Origin of the sequence: Natrinema zhouii (assembly GCF_013456555.2) — an archaeon.
In the GTDB taxonomy this organism is placed as follows: Archaea; Halobacteriota; Halobacteria; order Halobacteriales; family Natrialbaceae; genus Natrinema; species Natrinema zhouii.
Genome location: NZ_CP059154.1, coordinates 3,519,809 through 3,539,212 on the forward strand (window position 1 = coordinate 3,519,809; position 19,404 = coordinate 3,539,212).

The 19,404-nt window shown below is 65.6% G+C and carries 16 protein-coding genes; 4 read left to right on the forward strand and 12 right to left on the reverse strand.

The annotated features are described in order from the left end of the window. Positions 1-643 precede the first annotated feature (643 nt). The 7 genes from HYG81_RS36215 to HYG81_RS36245 all read right to left on the reverse strand — a co-directional run bounded on the left by HYG81_RS36215 (position 644) and on the right by HYG81_RS36245 (position 6,851). The gene (locus HYG81_RS36215) at positions 644-1,666 is read right to left on the reverse strand and encodes a carboxypeptidase regulatory-like domain-containing protein (protein WP_180841002.1); all 1,023 of its coding nucleotides are present in this window, start codon (positions 1,664-1,666) and stop codon (positions 644-646) included. A 387-nt stretch (positions 1,667-2,053) separates the two neighbouring features. Continuing rightward, complete coding sequence (locus HYG81_RS36220) at positions 2,054-2,245, reverse strand: hypothetical protein (RefSeq protein ID WP_226375979.1); 192 nt, start codon at positions 2,243-2,245, stop codon at positions 2,054-2,056. Between the two features lie 102 nt (positions 2,246-2,347). Next, a complete protein-coding gene (locus HYG81_RS36225; RefSeq protein ID WP_180841003.1) occupies positions 2,348-2,527 on the reverse strand; it encodes a hypothetical protein in 180 nt (59 codons plus the stop codon). A 181-nt stretch (positions 2,528-2,708) separates the two neighbouring features. Next, positions 2,709-3,104 (reverse strand): helix-turn-helix transcriptional regulator, encoded by a 396-nt coding sequence (locus HYG81_RS36230; RefSeq protein WP_180841004.1) that lies wholly within the window; start codon positions 3,102-3,104, stop codon positions 2,709-2,711. Positions 3,105-3,569: 465 nt separating this feature from the next. Beyond that, positions 3,570-4,358: a 5'/3'-nucleotidase SurE gene (gene surE, locus HYG81_RS36235; protein WP_180841005.1), complete on the reverse strand. Its 789-nt coding sequence runs from the start codon at positions 4,356-4,358 to the stop codon at positions 3,570-3,572. Positions 4,359-4,449: 91 nt separating this feature from the next. After that, on the reverse strand, positions 4,450-6,078 hold the full coding sequence (locus HYG81_RS36240; protein WP_180841006.1) for a small ribosomal subunit Rsm22 family protein: 1,629 nt from the start codon (positions 6,076-6,078) through the stop codon (positions 4,450-4,452). Then, complete coding sequence (locus HYG81_RS36245; RefSeq protein ID WP_180841007.1) at positions 6,075-6,851, reverse strand: prephenate dehydrogenase/arogenate dehydrogenase family protein; 777 nt, start codon at positions 6,849-6,851, stop codon at positions 6,075-6,077. Before HYG81_RS36245 ends, HYG81_RS36240 begins: the two co-directional genes overlap by 4 nt. 203 nt (positions 6,852-7,054) lie before the next feature. Between HYG81_RS36245 and HYG81_RS36250 the strand changes: the two genes are divergently transcribed. After that, entirely contained in the window at positions 7,055-8,110 is a 1,056-nt protein-coding gene (locus tag HYG81_RS36250) for an NAD(P)/FAD-dependent oxidoreductase (RefSeq protein ID WP_180841008.1), read from the forward strand. A 12-nt stretch (positions 8,111-8,122) separates the two neighbouring features. Here HYG81_RS36250 and trkA read toward each other — a convergent pair whose 3' ends face one another. From trkA to HYG81_RS36275, 5 genes are all read right to left on the reverse strand, one after another. Next, positions 8,123-9,460, reverse strand: a complete 1,338-nt coding sequence (gene trkA, locus HYG81_RS36255; protein ID WP_180841009.1) for a Trk system potassium transporter TrkA — start codon at positions 9,458-9,460, stop codon at positions 8,123-8,125. Positions 9,461-9,898: 438 nt separating this feature from the next. Next, a complete protein-coding gene (locus HYG81_RS36260; protein ID WP_180841010.1) occupies positions 9,899-10,420 on the reverse strand; it encodes an SRPBCC family protein in 522 nt (173 codons plus the stop codon). Between the two features lie 81 nt (positions 10,421-10,501). After that, complete coding sequence (locus HYG81_RS36265; protein WP_180841011.1) at positions 10,502-12,274, reverse strand: aldehyde ferredoxin oxidoreductase family protein; 1,773 nt, start codon at positions 12,272-12,274, stop codon at positions 10,502-10,504. Between the two features lie 36 nt (positions 12,275-12,310). Next, the gene (locus HYG81_RS45805) at positions 12,311-12,499 is read right to left on the reverse strand and encodes a hypothetical protein (protein ID WP_219628702.1); all 189 of its coding nucleotides are present in this window, start codon (positions 12,497-12,499) and stop codon (positions 12,311-12,313) included. Between the two features lie 82 nt (positions 12,500-12,581). Beyond that, complete coding sequence (locus HYG81_RS36275; RefSeq protein WP_180841012.1) at positions 12,582-12,854, reverse strand: DUF8113 family protein; 273 nt, start codon at positions 12,852-12,854, stop codon at positions 12,582-12,584. Between the two features lie 204 nt (positions 12,855-13,058). Between HYG81_RS36275 and HYG81_RS36280 the strand changes: the two genes are divergently transcribed. The 3 genes from HYG81_RS36280 (at position 13,059) to fdhF (ending at position 19,403) form a co-directional block, all read left to right on the forward strand. Continuing rightward, a complete protein-coding gene (locus HYG81_RS36280) occupies positions 13,059-14,348 on the forward strand; it encodes an L-lactate MFS transporter (RefSeq protein WP_180841013.1) in 1,290 nt (429 codons plus the stop codon). 193 nt (positions 14,349-14,541) lie between these two features. Further along, entirely contained in the window at positions 14,542-16,065 is a 1,524-nt protein-coding gene (locus HYG81_RS36285; RefSeq protein WP_180841014.1) for an NADH-ubiquinone oxidoreductase-F iron-sulfur binding region domain-containing protein, read from the forward strand. Beyond that, positions 16,062-19,403 (forward strand): formate dehydrogenase subunit alpha, encoded by a 3,342-nt coding sequence (gene fdhF / locus HYG81_RS36290; protein ID WP_180841015.1) that lies wholly within the window; start codon positions 16,062-16,064, stop codon positions 19,401-19,403. The genes HYG81_RS36285 and fdhF overlap by 4 nt, the downstream gene beginning before the upstream one ends. Position 19,404: the final 1 nt, after the last annotated feature.

The window sequence follows — 19,404 nt, forward strand, 5'->3', positions numbered from 1 at the left end:
CGCCAAGCAGCCACGCACACCCGAAACGCTGAGCGGTCACGGACACTCGGAGAGCCGACATCCGAACGTCGTCAACCACGATCGTCCGAAACGAGACGAGCGACTCGACGCGTTCGCGATCCGAGTATCGAGGCGACGACGGTGGAACGATCCTGTCCTTGCTCGCACCGTTCTCGCTCGAGTGCGTCGGCGATCTCCGTAACTATACTGAGGCCGGCGTGATACGCGCCGAGTACAGCCTCTCGAGCGGTCGCAAGGAGGCCGTCAATCCCGATTCATTGGATTCCTCGAGAGGAGAGGGACGCTCGTTGGCACCGCCTCTGCACTGCGTCCTGCCATCGATATCCAGCAAACACGGTTGGTATCGATAGTTGATCGGATGATGGATCACGGACCACTGAAACCGGTGTTGGCGACACGGAGTCGGTAAAACGAGTGCCGAACGAGCTTTGCGACGCCTCGAGACTCCGCATCGCGTTTGAGCCCCAATCAACAAATGGGATACCGAGGGTCGTTTCTGCCAGTACGAGAATAGCTGAAGTCACGTCGTCAGCGAGCCGGCGGTCGATCGGCGAACCCAACGGTACGGTCAACTCTAAAAATAGTGAAAACGAGCGGCAAAACGCGCGCGGACGAACCGTCTCTAGCCGTCAGTCGTCTCGATCGTCACAGGCTGTTCCATGTCGCCATCGACTTCGACGGTCTGTTCGTCCGACTCGTTCCCGTCTACGGCCACGATGTACGAGTACGTGCCGTTCTCGCGCTCGAAGTCGACCTCACCGTTCTGGTCGACGGTTTTCTCCTCTTTCCCCCCAAACAGCGATTGCTGCTCGAGCGCAACGGTCGCATCCTCGAGTGGGTCGCCGTCCTGGTCTTCCACGATGAACGTGACCGTGTTACTGTCGTCGCTCGAGTCGTCATCGTCCGAGCTGTCGTCATCGTTCGAACGATCGTCCTCTTCCTCGAGCGTCAGCTCGACCGATTCGTCGTCGCCGTCGATCTCGACGTTGTCTTCAGCGGACTGGTATCCGTCCGCGTTCGCGGTAACGCCGTAGGTGCCGTCCTCGAGCTCCCACTCGACCTCGCCATCTCCGCCGGTCGTTTTCTCGTCGCTGAAGAAGTCGTCGAGGCTCACGTCGGCCCCGTCGACCGCGTCACCGTCTTGGTCTACCACGGACACAGTCAACGTGTGCGTTCCGTCGTCGCCATCGCTGCTATCTCCGTTGTCACTACCGTCGCTGTCGTCGCCGTCGGTATTGCCATCATCACTGTCACCTCCGTCGCTGTCGTCATCGCTGTTTCCGTTGTCGCCATCGCTGTCACCGCCGTTGCTGTCGCCATCACCACCATCACCGGTATCGCCGTCACCGCCGTCGCTGTCGCCACCATCACCAGTATCGCCGCTATCGCCGCTGGTATCATCGGTTTCGTTCCCACTGCCATCGTCCGCGGCGTCGCCGTTCGACGAATCGATATCGTCAGCCGGTTGGCTCGAGTCATCAAACCGGTCGGTGACCGATCCGATGGCGCTGCTGACGGAGGCCCCGCTCGCAGCGAGTACCAGTCCGGCCAGGAGGAAGACGATCCCACTGACGGTAAGCAACACCTGGACGCTGCGTTGAATCGATCGGGTCTCCGCTCCTTGTTGTTGGGTATTGGGAGGCATTATCGGTAATTGAGGAATTGCAATCCAGTGATCAGTGGGTTACGCATACGTCGTCTCGCTAACTGCGGATACTGTTAGTTGCCACCGAGCTAGGGACGGCCGGCCAGTCGTCTCCGCTCTCGAGGACTGCTGGCCACGCTGTCCGTCGCGTACGGGTATGCGAGATTTCATTATGTGTTACGTTCGCTGTTTGCCGGATCACTATACGGATCATAAATCCATTTCAATCTGACAACTCCCTACCCCCATACGCTGAATGCCGCGGGTCGCTACTGTGAGTTGTAGCCCCACGATACCGTCTTGGACACCGTCGGAGATTCGGTGCACACGATCGCCGACGGAATGACGGCTCTCCCCGTGCTCACATACCTGACGGCATTGCGTGCCTTAGCTGCCGTCAGCGTCATCCTCCAAATTGTCAGTCGAATCGTCGGCGGATTTGAAGTCGGTTGAACCGCACGAACAGCCGTCTTGGCCGATGATCTGAATCTCACCGTCGGGCCACTGCCGCGCCGCATAGACGGATCCACACGCTGTACATGTTGCAAGCACCCGTATTACGTCGTCTTTGTGTGCCATCCCCACTACTGAGTGAGGAAAGCATCGGAATGAACGTTTCCACTCGAATCGGATTGTCACGAACGCAGACGGGTCGCTCGCTGGTACGACACGACGGTCAGCTCAGTCGCGGTAGACGATATACCCCTGTGCCTCGAGTTCCTCGAGTACGTCGTCGGGGACCGTCGTCTCCGGAGCACTCGTCTCCTCGTACTCGAGTTCGGTGTCGCCGACGACCTCGAAGGCGTAGTCAGTCCCCTCGTAGTCGACGACGACCTGCGCGTCCTCGATTGTGAGATCCATCGGAATCGACTCCGCATACGTCGACGCCGCCTATAAAAGTATGCTGGGAGATGGCCGGGTGGTCGAATCCGTCGCGCCGGACGCAGCGTCCACGAATGGAATCCGTTGATCGAACCCACCGCTCTCGAGCAGAAGGGCTGTTCAAGGAGTTAACTATCGTTGGTCGTGGCTAACGGGGCAGTTATTCGTTGAGGTGGCCGCGATACCCTTTCGGTTCGAACCCGCGTCGACAGATCACGCGCTTCCGACCGACGGTAATGGCGCTGACTTGATCGTCGTCTTCCATGCTCTCGATGACGTCCTCGAGTCGATCCGTCGACCACCCGGTTTCGTCTTGAATGGTCGATTGGTCGACGCGGCCGCCGCGTTTGACGAGTAGTCGGAGAACTTTGTCTTCGTCGGGGAGGTCATGTTCGTCAACCCCGTATTCGATCTCTTCGGCATAGCTTAACGTTTCGTCGTCGGATTTCTTGCTCGATTCCTCGCTCGCTGTCGATGGGGACTCACCCGATGGGGACTCGTCGGCCGAATCGGTCCAGAGAGACGAGATGCGAGTCCAAAGTGTATTGAATACCATCTATTGATCACGCTCCGTTGGGACTATCACGACTTGAACGCCCACCTACCTTGATTTTATGTTTTGGGTTTGACATGGTTGGATTCCGCCGGTTACGGTATGGCTATCGTGACGGTGCGGTCGTCGAATAGCGGACGCCTTGCGACCCGCAAGTCAGTTATCATTTTAGCGATCCGCAGGGTCACGGACACTGCGACCGTGATTGGCTGCGGCAATCTACCACACGCTCGATACTGCGCTAGTCACCGATTTCGACGAGTCGAGCCCCGTTACTGCCCGTTCCAGGCGAACCCCGTTACCTCTTGCGACACGCAGGTCGCACCGCCAATCCGAGGGGGGCTACTGCGACCAGTGTCCAATGATCGACGGCTGGTCATTGAGCAACAGCGTCGCCACCTCACGCGATTGGCGTCGTGACCGGCGCTGTGCTAGAGTCCACGATCTCCGCGAAGAGCGAACGCCAACTCAGTGACTGCTGTAACCGTCGGCGAGCTCATCGAGCGCTTCGTGGTGGTTCGTCGAGTGGGGCGCAGTCAGGGGTGAGACGCTGATACGGCCCTCGACGACCGCGCGGCGGTCAGTGCCCTCGGGGTCGGGAAGCGCGTCGGGAGCCATATCGTCCCAGACCCGATCGTGGAGGGTCACGTGCGTGCCGTCGCGTTCGGCGTCCATCTCGTAGCGTTTCGAGGGACGCGTGATCTCGATCGGTGCGGCCTCGCCCTCGGGCAACGGAACGTTGACGTTGAGATAGGCGGCGTGTTCGAAGACGCCGGCCTCGAGCGCGCGCTCGGCGAGGTACGTCGTCACGCGGGTCGCTTCGGTGTAATCGTCGGCCGTCATCTCGATCTCCGCGAACGGCGTGTCGTCGATGGGCACGTATAGCGATGTCGCGATCGCAGGGACATCGAAGAAGGCCGCCTCGACGGCCGCGCTGATCGTTCCCGAGCGCCCGAGGACGTACTCTCCGAGGTTCGCCCCCTTGTTACAGCCCGCGACGACGAGATCCGGAAACGGACCGAGTTCGGCGAGGCCGGCGACGACGCAGTCGGCTGGGGTTCCGTGGACCGCATAGCCCAGCTCGTGGTCGTCGACCTCGACTTCGTGGGAAAGCGACCGGCCGCAGGCGCTTCGGTCGTCGGCCGGGGCGACGACAGTTACGTTAGCGTGCGCGGAAAGGGCGTCGTACAGCGCCCTGATACCGGTACTGTCGATCCCGTCGTCGTTGGTCAACAGGATCTCGAGGTCGTCGCTCATGTCATGCCGGTCGGACGGCGGTGCGAAAAGCCCACCGCTTTTCCGTCTCAGGCAGTTCAGCCGACTATCTGGAGCAATCCGGCCGATCGTCTCAGGCGATTCGATCGACGATCGTCTCCTCGTCGACGACCAGATTGTAGGCTTCCTCGTCGTCGTTCCAGAGCGCGAGGATGCGTTCGAACGTACAGACCTCGCCGTACTCGGCCTCGAGCAGCGGCCTGTTGAGCGACGTTTCGTTCGTCACGACGGCGTAGTGATCGATGGCTTCGCTGCCGTCGCTGATCTTGAACAGGGGGTTCGACCGCCCGCCGCCACGGCCGCCGCTCCCGTCGGAACCCTCGCTTAACGACCTGCTAAGCTTCGCCGCGACGAGGTCGATCCGGTTCGTGACGTGGCGTTCCATCTCGGCCATCTTCGCCCACTTATTCGTCTCGAGTGCCATATCGATCCGCCGGCGGCCGTCGAGGCGCAGGAGCGAGTAGGAGAACTGCACGTCGACGTTGACGAACTCACCGGGTGCGTGATCGTCGTCGTCGGCCGGCGCGGCCTCGTCGAGTCGCCGCTGGAAGTCCGGAACGGCGAGATCCGGGCGGACGTCGAACGACCAGCCCCGATCCGACGGGGTTTCGCCGGGCCAGAGCCGGACGGTGGGGCCGTAAACGGTCACCGCCCCGCGTCGATGGGTCACCGAGTCGGGATCGCCAGTCTCGTCGAAGTCCATAGCCGCTCGGTCCCGAAGTCGCTCACCCTCGAGCTCCCGTTCCACCTCGCGCAGGCCCACGCTGGTGTTCTTGTCTGCGGGGGCCATCGCGAGCAGGGTGCCGTCCGGCGCGAGCGTCTCAAGGAACGATCGCGTGACGCCGGCGGGATCCTCGAGCTCGCTCAGGACGTTACAGGCGAGGATGAGATCGAAGCCGTCGTCGGGCGCGGTGGGATCGAACCCATCGCCGGCACTGCCACTGTTATCGTTACCCCCACTGCCATCGCTCCCACCACTGTCACCATTACCGCTACCGCCACCACCCACGGCCTCGCTCGGATCGAACGCCTCCGCCGTCGTCCGGTGAATCGTCGTGTGAATGTTCCGTCCCGTCTCCGCGAACAGTTCCTCGAGCACGTCCGCGGCCGCACTCGGCTCGATCGCGTGGTACTCGAGCAGGGCGTCGTCGGGGAGGTAGTCACAGAGGCCGAGCGCGGGGCCACCGACGCCCGCGCCGACGTCGAGGACCCGAAGCTTCCGGCCCAGCAGCCCTCGTTCCGCGATGTCGTCGAGCGTGTACTGCACCGCTGCGTAGTAGGCCGGAAGGTGATAGATCGCGTACCCGGCCGCCACGTCGTCGTCGTACTCGACCGACCGCCCGTCGAGGTAGTTAGCCTTGAACCGACGGATCGTCGACCGGAGCAGGTCCCCCGATGCGCCGCCTTCCCAGTTCGGGCCATACCGATCGGCGAGCAGGTCCTCGAGCCGGCGTTCGTAGTCGGCGGGCAGCCGTTCGATCGGTCCTCGGAGGGGCCGAACCGGCTCGTCGTCGACCGGGACGAACAGGCCGTCGTCCCGCTCGATCAGCCCGAGATCAGCGGCCTCCTCGCGGAGGAGCTGTCTGACGACCGCCGGATGAGGATTCCCCTCGACGTACTCACAGATCTCCTCGGGGTCGATCGGCCGGACGTTGCGCAGATACTTCGCGTTCGATCGAACGTCGTCGCGGTGGTCGCTCACGTAGTGTTCCCTCCGGTATCGCATCGCTCGCTGCGTCCGTCGTGCCAGTTCCCGGCCGCCTCCCGGTACAGCGCCTCGAGATCGTCGGGTTCGGCGGCGGCGATCTCGGCGGCCGCGTCGGCGACGGCAGCCGCGCCGTCGAACGTCTCCTGAATATCGGCGTAGACCCGCGGCGTGCCCGCTGTCAGCTGCTCGGCGAGTCGCCCCAGGGCCTCGTAGATCGGCGTTTCGAACCCGTCGGGGACCGACTCCGCCGCGAGGGCGAAGGAGAGAACCGCGGCGTGGGTCGCCGCCTGAACGGTTTCCATGGCCTCGTCGTGCTCCACGGCCGTCGTCTCGAGCAGGTCGTTCCCGCCGGTCTCGAGGGCCGCGAGCAAGTCGTCGGTCACCGGCCCCGATCGGTCCCGAACGACGGCGATCGAGCCGGGTGCCCGCTCGGGTGCGAACAGCGGGTGCAGGCTCACGCGTTCCAGTTCCGGCGCGTGACGTTCCATCGCTTCGATCGCGGGTTCCATCACGCCCGAAACGTCGACGACCGCCCGCTCGGCGCGGCCGGCCTGGTCGGCGATCGCGTCGGTCACGTGGGTCATCGGTACCGCGAGACAGACGACGTCGAACGTCGTCTCCCCCTCGAGATCGGCGACGTCGCCACCGATCGTTTCGGCCGCGGCCGCCGCTGCGTCTCGATCGACGTCGGCGAACGCGACTCGGGCGTCGATCGCGTCCCCGAACCACGTCCCCATCGACCCCGCGCCGACGATCAGTACGTCCATCGCCCGCTCCTACCTGCCGACGTTGCAAAAGCCGTTCGATCCGCCGGTTCGCGTGACCGTCCGATCGCTCGAGACGAGGGCGTGTACTCCCTTCACGGGCCGACATCGACGACCGGCGAATAGCGCGATCGACGGGCTATCGACCGTCACGGTCTGCCCAGTTCGGGCCGGATTACTTGGTGTCTCGAGTCGGAACTGCGACCGTGATACGAATCGGAATCGTCGGTGCCGGGGCCGCCGCCGCGGCCGCGGCCCACGCCATCGACGGAACGCCGACCGAGACGGCAGTCACGGTCCTCGAGAAATCCCGCGGCCTCTGTGGGCGGGCCGCGACGAGGCGTCGCGGCGACGTCGTCTACGACTACGGCGCGAACTACGTCACGTCGGACGACGAGCGCGTGGTCGAACTGCTGACGGAGACGCTCGATACCGAGGGACTGGTCGACGTGACGGACCCGATCTGGACGTTCGACAGCGAGGGATCGGTATCGCCGGGGGACGACCGCGACGACCACAAATGGACCTACCGACAGGGACTGACTCAGATCGCAAAGCGACTCTTCGCCCGCACCGACGCGACCATTCATCGGGAGACGCGAGTGGAAACGCTGATTCGCGAACCCGACGACGGAGACGGTCGCTGGCGACTCGAGGACGCGTCTGGAACCCGCTGGGGACCCTTCGACGCCGTGCTCCTGAATCCGCCGGCACCCCAGACGGCCGACCTGCTGCGGTCGGCGGACTGGTCGGGCGACACCGACATGTGGGAATCGGTCACAAGCGCCGTTGGGGCAGTCCCCTTCCGGACGATCTGGACCGGGATCTTCCACTATCCGTTCGAACTCGAGCGCCCCTACTACGCGCTGGTCAACACGGACAAAGCTCACGAGATCGGCTGGGTCGCCCGCGAGGAGTGTAAACCCGGCCACGTCCTCGACGGCGAGTCGGTACTGATCGTTCAGGCCAACCACGAGTGGTCCGTCGACCGCTACGACGAACTACCGGCGGAGAACTGCGATCGACTCGCGGCGATGACCGCAGACCTCGTCGGGGACGATCGCCTGCGCGAGCCCGACTGGACCGACTATCAGGGATGGCGGAACGCGCTCCCGGAGGACGGCGTCCCCGTCGAACCGCTGGAGCGCGCCGAACGCGAGGGGCTGTACTGCCTCGGGGACTGGGTCGCCGGCGAGGCCCGCCTCCACGCGGCGCTCCGGACCGGTCTCGAGGTCGGCGAGCGGGTCGCCGATGCCGGATAAGACGGACGGGAGTTACAGGGCCGAAGTCGCCTCCTCGATCACCATGGTATCCGCGAAGACGACCACGTGGTCGCCGCTCTCGACGACGGTCTCTCCCCGCGGGGTGATCAACTCCTCGTCGCGGGTGATCGCCCCGATGACGATCCCGTCGGGAAGGTCGGCCATCGCGTCGCGGATCCGCGCTCCCGCGAGCACGCTCTCGGAATCGACCTCGATCTCGAGGACCTCGGCGCGGTCGGACTCGAGCATGGCGACGTTCTCGGTCTGTCGCTTGCGGGTGAAGCGGGTGATCTCCTCGGCGGTGACGAGCCGCGGGTTGACCCCGACATCGATCCCGACCGTCTCGAAGAGGTCGACGTACTCGCCGGCCTCGACGATGCCGATGGTTCGCTCGACGCCGATCCGTTTCGCGAGCAGCGAGAGCAACAGGTTCTTCTCGTCGCCCTCGACCGCTGCGACGACGATGTCCGACTCGTCGACGTGTTCGCGGACGAGGAAGTCGATATCCGTCGCGTCGCTCTGTAGAACCAGCGTCCCCGGCAGCTTTTCGGCCAGTTCCCGCGCCCGTTCGCGATCCCGTTCGACGAGCCGCGGCTCGAGCCCCTCAGCCTCGAAGAGCCGCGCCGTCTGGTAGCCGATCTCGGTGCCGCCGAGGATGACGATTTCGTTGGCGTCCTCGAGGGACGGCTCCGCCGTCAGGGAGCCCGCGAACGCGCGGACGCTCTCCCCGGAGCCGATGACGACGACGGCGTCGCCAGCCTCGATGACCGTCTCACCGCGCGGAACGACGATATCGTCGTCGCGCAACAGCGCCGCAAACGTCAACGACTCGAAGCGATCGGCTTCGGAGACGGTGTCGCCGGCGATCGGACTGTCCGGTTCGACCTGGAACTCGGCCATCCGGACGAGATCACCGGCGAACGCCTCGACGTCGTGAGCGCCGGGCAAACCGGCGATCCGGACGATCGTCTCGGCGGTCTGCAGGTCCGTACAGACCATGAAATCGACGCCGAACGCTCCCTCGGACTGCTCCCACGTCCGCAACAGGTTCGTCTTCGTGACGCGGGCGATCGTGAACGGCTCGGCGACGGCCTTCGCCGCCCCGCAGACGACGATGTTCGTCTCGTCGACGTCGGTGCTCGCGATGACCAGATCGGCCCCCTCGATGCCGGCCTCCTCGAGCGTTCCGATGGCGGTCCCGTCACCCTGGATCGCCAGCACGTCGTGGGAGTAGGTGATCGACTCGACCCGGTCGGGATCCGTGTCGACCACGACGACGTTGTGTTCGTCGTCGAGGCTGGCAGCGATGTTCGATCCGACTTGACCCGCACCAACGACGATCACTCGCACCGGTGGCTCACCCGCGAGGGTCGCGGACGCGAACTGACGCTCCCGCTAGTCATAGTACGGGTATCGTCACCGAGCAGTAAGTGGGTTCGGCCTGATTAGGGCAGGGACGCGATTGACCGATCCTCGAGCGCTCCATCTTGACACGATACCAAGCAGCACAGGTGCTCTCTGTCTCTCTCAGACCGATCAACCGATATGCGGTGGCGCGCGCTGTCGATTGGCCGAACGACAGTGAGGCCAGCTGACGATATTGCGCGAGGGATGAGCGAGCGACGGACGGAGCGAGCGTTAGCGCGGGACCGTCGGTCCCGCGAACCATCCGAACGGGCGCGCAGCGCCCGTGCGGAGAAATCGGCTGGGGAGGGTGTGGCAATTCCCTGTTGCCGCGCTAGCAGGACGCTTCGTCTCACCTCTCTCCATCAAAACGTAGTGTTTCATTCACGGCATTTCGTGAACCGTCAGCTCCACCTCGCGCGGCTGTCCCTCGATGTCCGCGACCAGCCGCTCGACGACGGTCTCGGCCTCGCCGATGAGTTTGGGTTCGACCTTCCGGATGACCCAGTCCAGCGAGACGAATCGCGGTAACGAGATCGCGTTCTCGTCCGCCGAGTGGGGATCGTAGACGGCCTCGAAGTAGATCCGACTCGCCGTCTCCGCGTCCGCCGGCGCGGATTCGGGCTCCGGTTCGACGCGCCACTCGCCGCGGGCGTCGAGATCGTTGACCAGTTCCCACGTGATCGACTCGGGCGCGGAAATATCGGTCACCTTTGATCGGGCGGTGTAGCTGAGCTTCCACCACGCCAGTTTGAGGTCGTAGACGGAGCCGACACCGCCGTTCCCGTTGACGCGAACCTCCTTCAGGTGGTCCGTGTACCGCGGGTAGTCGGTAAACGACTCCACGTACGGAAAGACCTCCTCGGGCGACCGATGGGCGAGCGTGCTGAGGAGAATTCTGTCCACAGCGGTCGTACAACGGGTCCGAAAGTAAGGATTGCCATACTATCGACCGATCTCACACCCTCTCGAGACACCCGACTGCCCTCACGTGTCCGCGAGGAGCGAGTCGTCGTCGACCGCTTCGGCGAGCCCGAGGCGCTCGACGGTCGCTCGAGTCGGCCGCCCGTCGGGACCCCAGCCACGCTCGCGATAGTAGTAATCGAGGGCCGCCTCGAACCACTCGTCGTCGACGGCCGTCCCGGCGCTGGGCCCCGACTCGAGGGGCTCGCGGAGGGGCGCGGGCAGTTCGTCGTCGGCCCGCCTCACGCCCTCGCGGACGTTGAACAGGCGGGACAGGGTCCAGACCCGCTCGCCGACGGTCAGGGGGTCGCCCGCCGTCTCGAACTGGACGGCGTCCAACCACTCCGCGCCGAGGTCGTCGAACACGTCCCCGACGAAGTCGTCGACGATGAGACACCAGAGGATCGATCGCCGGTTCTGCTCCCCGACGACGGCACGTGCCGTGCGCTCGGGACTCCACTGCTCGTCGAAGACTTCCCGTTCGATCGGACGGGCTCGCCGGTGACAGGCCCCGCGATCGCTGGTCGCGTACGCGAGCGCCATACTCGGCGCGCCGCGCGGGTCGTACGCCGGGAGTTCCATCGCCTTGACGGTCGGAACGAGGTCGTCCCCGCCGAACTGCGCCGCCGCCGCGGTGACGCCGTCCGCGAGCGCGTCGCCGAGCGACGTCTCTCGCGCGGCGATCTCCTCGAGCACGCGTCGCGCGCCGTCGGGATCGCCGAAGGAGACCGATCGCTCGAGCAGGCCCGCGTCGGCCGCCTTGACGGCCCATGCGACCGCGCTGCCGGCGCTGATGAGGTCCATCCCGAATCGGTCGCAGGTCTGGCCCAGTTCCGCGACGGCGTCGAACTCGTCGATCCCGAGACCGGCCCCCAGCGACATCGCGGTGGCCCCGCGCGGGACGTAGTCACCGGCGGCCGTCTCGACCCGGAACCCGCCGGAGTCGGTGTCGCTGCCGTCGTCACCGTCGTCGTACTCTCGGCCGGTCGTCAACTCTTTGACCGCAGCGGCACCGATCGAGTCGGCTCCCTCGAACGTGCCGTCCTCCCAGCCGCGGGTCGAGAGCGCACCGACTTCGTTCGCGAAGTCGACGGTTTCGACCGTTTCGCTCGCCCGCAGCCACTGCCCGGTCTCGTCCTCGCTGTATCGCTCGGCGTAGGCCTCGCGCAGGTCAGCCAACCCCGCTGGCGGCTCCCCTCTCGCGACGACGGCTTTCAGCCGTTTCGATCCCATTACGGCACCGGCACCGCCTCTGCCCGCGTGGTGATCTCCCTCGTCGGACGCGATCGTCGCGTAGGCGACCCGCCGTTCGCCCGCCGGGCCGATACAGGCGACCGACGCGTCGGGGAAGCCCGCGGCCGTCTCGACCGTGTCGTCGCCCCACGCGTCGGTGGGTTCGACGGTCGCCGTGCCGTCCTCGACGACGAGACGGACGGGTTCCGTCGCCGTCCCGGTGACGAGCAGGCCGATATGTGGCCCGAGCGACCCCACGAGCGCATCCGGAAACACGCCGCCGGCGTACGAGTCGAGGAAGCCGCCGGTCAGTGGCGATTTCGTAATGGCAGCGTACCGCGACTCTCCGGGCAGGTAGCCCGAGAGCGGGCCGAGCATGAACAGGAGAACGTTCGCCGGGCCGAGCGGGTCGGTCCCTGCCTCGAGTTCCTCGTAGAGATAGCGAGCGCCCAGACCTTTTCCGCCGACGTACCGGCGGAGCCGCGGTTCCGGGACTGGGACGCTGTCGACCGATCGCGTCGAGAGATCGACGCGAAGGAGCCGGTCGGGTGTAGCGAGTGGCACTACCACAGAGAACGCCGTCGACGGGAAAAAGCGTTATCACAGCACCTGTCGGCGGTCTGTCGACACGTGACGGGATCCCGGACCGCCGTTCTCGACCCCCGCGAGGACGGCACCGACCGCACGCTCCAGCGCCGCCGCGAGCGTCGCCATCGTCGTTTTCTTGCCGCCCGCCCCGACAACACAGGTCGTTCCGCGCTGGGCCTCGAGTGCCTCGACGACGTCCATACTGATGGCACCGGACCACCGGTCAGAACGGTTTACGTCCAGTCACCAGCCGAGCGAGGGACGGCCGTGCCGTCGGACCGATTCACCGAAGTTCCATCTCTTCGGCGCGTTCGGCGGCGAGCTCCGCGACTTCCTCGACGCTGCTGTCGGAGCGGTCCGCGAGGACGCGCGTCAACATCCCGAGCTGGATTGCCGCGGCCTCGCGAAGCTCGGCCGCCTCCTCGGTGTCGTTGCCCAGGTAATACTCGTGGCGGCCGCCCTCGTGGACGAGGCCGGCGTACACGGAGCGGAGGTCCTGCTCCGTGATCGCTGCGGCGGCTTCCGTCTTGACTTCCTCGAATTGCGGGTTCGCCATATCCGAACGCCGCGCCCGAGAGACTAAACCGGCGTGGTCCGAGACGAAACCCGTCCGATTGCCGCCAAGAGATGATGAGATATTGATAGTAGCCGTGTCTATAAACTCTCGAAATCATATTTAAAGTCATAACTTATTATAATCTAATCACTTATATCACTCTTTTAAGAAATACTAAAAGGAGGGACTTGCACGTCAGGGTGTATGTCAGAGTCAGACACGGACAAGAATCGATGGCTCATTGCGCTCTCCGCTGTCGCAATCCATCTCTCGATCGGCTCGATTTACGCATACAGTGTGTATCAGAACCCGCTGCAGGACCTGCACGGATGGAGTATCTCCGACGTGACGTTCGCATTTACCGTCGCGATCTTCGTCCTCGGCATCTCGGCGGCGTTCCTCGGGAAGTACGTCGAGAAGTACGGCCCCCGAAAGGCCGGACTCGCCGCGGCAGTGATGTTCGGCGGGGGGACGATACTTGCGGGCGCTGCGATACAGGTCGGGAGCTACATCGGCTTCCTCGTCACCTACGGGGTGCTAGGTGGTGCCGGACTCGGTCTCGGCTATATCGCACCCGTCTCGACGCTCGTTGAATGGTTCCCGGACCGCCGCGGCATGGCGACCGGGATGGCGGTCATGGGCTTCGGTGCCGGGGCGCTCATCACCGGACCAGTGGCACAGGAACTGATGACCTCGCTGAGCATCCCCATGAACTTCTACATCCTCGGCGCGGGCTACTTCCTGGCGATGGCCCTCGGCGCGAGCTACATTCAGAAGCCGCCGGCCGGCTGGGTCCCCGAGGGGATGGATCCCGACGAACTCGAGGACACCAACAGCAAGGGCGTCACCGTTTCGACTGACCTGTCTCAGCTCACGGCCAACGAGGCGATCAAGACCAAGCGGTTCTGGCTCGTCTGGCTGGCGCTGTTCATCAACGTCTCCGCCGGTATCATGCTCCTGTCGGTCGCCTCCAACATGACCCAGGAGATCACCGGCGCGTCGGCGGCGCTCGCCGCCTCGATCGTCGGGGTCATCGGCGTGTTCAACGGTGCCGGCAGAATCGTCTGGGCGAGCGCGTCGGATTACCTCGGTCGGACGGCGACCTACGCGACGTTCTTCGGCATTCAGGTCGTGGCGTTCGCGCTGATGCCGAACATCTCCAACGTCTGGGTCTTCGCCGCGTTCATGTTCGCGATCGTCACCTGTTACGGCGGCGGCTTCGCCTGCCTGCCCGCGTACCTGGGCGACCTGTTCGGAACGAAGGAACTCGGCGCCATTCACGGCTACTCGCTCACCGCGTGGGCGCTCGCCGGCGTCGCCGGCCCGACGCTCGTCTCGGAGATCGTCGAGCGGACCGGGAGCTACTCGCTATCGTTCTACATCGTCGCCGCAACGCTCCTCGTCGGCCTCGCCTCCATGGCGCTCCTGCGCTTCGATATCAACGGCATCAAAGCGGACAACCAGAGCACGAGCGGACAGCCGACGCTGGATTGAGAGACGACTATCGATCGCTCGTGACATCCGGTTCCGTTCCGACTCACGTGCGTCGGTCGTCGAGACGAACGTCCGGCCCTGAAATGCGGACAGTTACCTGGTCGCTCCAGACACCACCGGCACTGCGAGCCGGCGATCCCGTTGCGGTCGGCAGATACCCACACTGAAATACCTTGAATACAAGATGGCATCGATGACTGATACCACGCCCGCGGTCGAGCGGTCGCCGATCCTCAGGGTCGCGACCGATCCGACGCCTACCGGCCGCGAAACCGCGTACGAAACGGCGCGTAGCAGAGCCGACTCGGTTCCCGTCGTTCGGACGGGACCGACCGGAATCACCGCGTACGACCCGCTGGTACTCGCTACCGTCGACGGACGAACGGCCTTCCACCCCGGTCCGGACCACGAAGCGATCGCCGAGATCGTCAGTGCGCTCGAGACCGGCGAATTACGTTCCGACGACGCCGCCGCGATCGTCGAACACGAGCCGGAGACGCGCTCGCTCCCCGTCCCCGAAACTGGTCCATTGGCCGCCGGACGACGCGACGTCCTCGGGCCGTGCGGGTGGGTCAACCCGCTGGCACCGAGCGACTACGATCTCGTCTCGCCCGAGCGCGACGCGAGCGGGGTCCAAGATATCGGCCTGCTCGGACGCGGTCGCGGCGACGCGGCCGCCGACGAGAACGTCGGCGAGACGTGGGCCGAGATCCGCGAGACTGACGGCGACCCGGTCGTCGTCGTCAACGCGAACGACACCGACGGCCGCCAGCAGATCGATAGGACGCTGCTCGAGAGCGCCCCGATCGCCGTCCTCGACGGGATCGCTACGATCGCCGAGCACGTCGGCGCAGCCGACGCAGTACTGTACGTCAACGAAACCGAGACGGGGCTCCACCGCCACCTCGAGGCGGCCATCGACGCGGCCGAAGACCACCTCTCGGTCGTTCCCCAGCTCGTCGCCGGTCCGGACGAGTACCGTGCCGGCGCGCCGACCGCGGCGCTCGAGGCCCTCGAAGGGAACGACCGGATCGAGCCCCGGATCCAGCCACCGTCGCCGGCGGTTCACGGCCTCTATGGCCGGCCGACCGCGATCCACTCCGTGCGGACGGTGCTGCAGGTTCGACGAGCGCTGCAGGACGGGACGCCGACCGACGCGGGCGAACGCGACCCCGGCACCCGTCTGTTCGCCGTTACCGGCGACGTGTCGGCACCCGCGACCGTCGAACTCGGCGACGACGACACGCTCGAGTCCGCTCTCGAGGCCGTCGACCTCGAGGGCACTCTCAAGATGGCCGCCGTGGGCGACGTCTTCGGCGGGATCACTCGGACCCTCGACGTGGACGCGACCCGGAGCGGGCTGGCCGGTGCTGGCCTCGGGACGGAGGGCGTGGTCGAGTTGCTGAACGGTGACCGCTGTGCGGTCGCCACCGCCGGCGAGCGGGCGCGGTTCGCCGCCACCGAGAACAGCGGCCGCTGTGTCCCCGGCCGCGAGGGGACGAAACAGCTCACCGAACTCCTGCGCGACGTCTATCGGGGCTCGTTCGACCTCGCGAAGATCCGCGAACTGGGCCGGACGATGGAGCGGACGAGCAACTGCCGGATCGGCGCACACGCGCCGCGCCCGGTAACGACGGCGATGGACGAGTTCGAACCGGAGTTCCGCGCGCACGCCGACGGCCGCTGTCCGAGCGGCACCTGTTCCGATAAATTATGAGTACGAACACGAACACGAACGAGACGCTTCCAGGCGTTCCAGACCTCATCGACCCGCAAGAAGAGACACCGGTCACGGCCGAGTTCGAGACCGGAACCGCGAACGATCCGGACGTCGGCACTCGCGACGCCGAGTCGACGACCGTGACGGTCAACGGCGAACCGGTGACCGTCCCGGAAGGCGCGACGGTTATCGACGCAATGCAGTCGGTCGACGACGACGTCGTCAGCGTCGACCCCGGTGCGGACGGCGTCGAAGACGACGCCGACGTACCCGCGCTCTGTCACTACGACCGCGGCGGCGACTGCAGCGACGAGATCGGCCCGCGCAGCGAGTGTCGGACCTGCATGGTCGAGACCGAAGAGCACGGGCTCGTACCGTCCTGTTCGTTCCCGGCCGAGGACGGCCTCACCGTCGAAACGGACACGCCCGACGCCGAGGAGAGCCGCAGCGTCAACCTCGATCTGGTCCTCTCGAATCACAACCTCCGCTGTACGACCTGCAACGGCAACGGCCGCTGCGAACTGCAGAGCACGGCGATCAGCGAGGACGTCGACCATCCCCGCTACGGGGTCTTCGACGAGCGCGATCAGTACGAACCGCTCGACGACACCTCCTCGTTCATCCAGATCGACCGCAACAAGTGTATCCTCTGTAACCGCTGCGTCGACGGCTGTAACGACGTGCAGGCAGAGGGCGTGCTCCGCATCGAGGGCCACGGCGAGGACACCCGCATCGGCTTCCAGTCCGACGCCGAGACGATGGCCGACTCCGACTGCGTCTCCTGTGGCCACTGCGCGACGGTCTGTCCGACGGGCGCGCTGACCGAGAAGGGGATCGGCGGTGTCGCGACCCTCCCGCTGCCCGGCTTCACCCAGCGCAACTCGATCGGGAACGTCATCGAACACGAGGACGCGGAGACGCTCGACGACACGACCGCGCCGAACCGGTCGCCGGCCCCCGGCGGCGACCTCACGATCGGTACCGGCGCGACCATGAACAGCGAGCAGCGCGGCGTCGCCGGGTTCATGGAGAAGGCGAAGCGGAAACTCGGGAAGGCGGCAGACGAGTACGGTCGGAAGGCGTTCCTCGCCGGCGAGCACACCGCCGAATCGATCGCGGCGAACACGCTCCCCGAGGGCTACCTGTTCGACATCGCCGACGCGGTCAGCGACTACCGACTGAGCAAGATCGACAAGGCGGAGACGACCTGCGGGTTCTGCGCCGTCGGCTGTCGCTTCGAGATGTGGGGCAAAGACGGCGACTCGCTCGGCGTCGTCCCCGTCGACGACCCCGACGACGCGCCCGCGAACAACTTCTCGACCTGCGTGAAGGGGAAGTTCGGCCACGAGTTCGCCAACAGCGAGAATCGGCTCACGAGCCCGCTCGTCCGGAACGACCGCGGCGAACTCGAGGAAGCAACGTGGGACGAAGCGCTGGACCTCGTCGCCGAACGGCTCACCGAGATCCGGGACGAACACGGCGTCGACGCGATCGGCAGCCTCGCGTCCTCGAAGGGCAGCAACGAGGAGGCCTACCTCGTCCAGAAGTTCGCCCGGCAGGTGCTCGGGTCCAAGAACATCGACAACTGCGCGCGGCTCTGTCACTCCTCGACGGTGGCGGCGCTCCAGCAGACGGTCGGCTTCGGCGCGATGACTAACCGCATCAACGAGGACGTCGGCGAGGCCGACGCCTACCTCATCAGCGGTTCGAACACCACGGAGTCCCACCCGGTGCTGGCGACGCGCATCAAGCGGAACGTCAGGGACGGTGCCGACCTCGTCGTCTTCGACCCGCGGAAGGTCGGCATCGCCGAGCACGCCGACCAGTACACCCGGACGACCCCCGGATACGACGTGACGTGGCTCAACGGGCTCATCCGGTACATCATCGAACACGACCTCCACGACGAGGCGTTCATCGAGCGCAACACGAAGAACTTCGAGGAGCTGAAAGAGAAGGTGCAGGCCTTTACGCCGGAGACGGTCGAGGAACTGGCCGGCGTCTCCCCCGAGGAACTCGCGTCGGCCGCCGAGACACTCGCCGAGGCCGACTCCGTCGTGTTCGGCTGGGCGATGGGGATGACCCAGCAGAGCACCGGCACCGACAACCTGCTGGCGATGGCCGACCTCGCGCTCGTGCTGGGCCAACTCGGCAAGCCGGGCGCCGGCCTCTCGCCGTTCCGCGGCCAGAACAACGTCCAGGGCGGCGGCGGAGACATGGGGACGCTCCCCGGGAGTCTCCCCGGCTATCAGGACCCGGCCGACGACGAGGTCGGCCAGAAGTTCGCCGAGGTGTGGGGCGAGCGACCGCCCGAAGAGCCCGGCCTCACGGTGCCGGAGATGCTCGCGGAGGCCCACGAGGGCAACCTGCGCGGGATGTACGTCGTCGGCGAGAACCCCGCGCTCTCCGAACCCGACATCGATCACGCCGGGGAGGCGCTCGCGGACCTCGAGTTCCTCGTCGTGCAGGACATCTTCATGACGGAGACCGCCGAGCACGCCGACGTGATCCTGCCGGCGGCGACCTCGCCGGAGAAACACGGCACGTTCACGAACACCGAGCGCCGGATCCAGCGGGTCCGGCCCAGCGCCGAGCCGCCGGGAGCGGCCAAACAGGACTGGGAGATCACCCAGGCGCTCGCCGAGCGGATGGGCTACGACTGGGGCTACGACCACCCGCGCGAGATCATGGACGAGATCAGCTCGCTCACCCCGATCTACGGCGGCGTGAGCTACGACCGACTGGAAGACGGCGAGGAACACGGCCTCCAGTGGCCGGTTCCCGACGAGGACCACCCCGGAACGCCCTACCTCTACGACTACGAGGAGGGCAACTTCAACTTCGAGGACGGAAAGGCGCGGTTCGTCCCCGCGGACGGCGGCCACCCCGGAGAGTTGCCCGACGAAGAATTCCCGCTCACGCTCACGTCGGGGCGCGTGCTCTACCACTGGCACACCGGCCAGATCACTCGCCGCGTCGAAGGGCTGATGAGCCACGTCGGTCAGAGCTTCGTCGAGATCCATCCCGAGACGGCCGCCGACCTCGGCGTCGAAGACGGAGAATACGTCCGCGTCGAATCCCGTCGCGGCGAGATCGTCGTGAAGGCGCAGGTCACCGACCGCGTCGGCGAGGGAACGCTGTTCATCCCGATGCACTTCGCGACCGGCGCGGTCAACAAGCTCACCCAAGAGACGTTCGACCCGCAGGCCGGCATCCCCGAGTACAAGATCTCGAGCGTCCGGCTCGAGGCGCTCGGTGCGGAGACCGACGAAGCGGTGTTGGAGACGCCGGACGTCAGTGCCAGTAGCGGTCCGAACGTCGCCAGCGACGACTGAC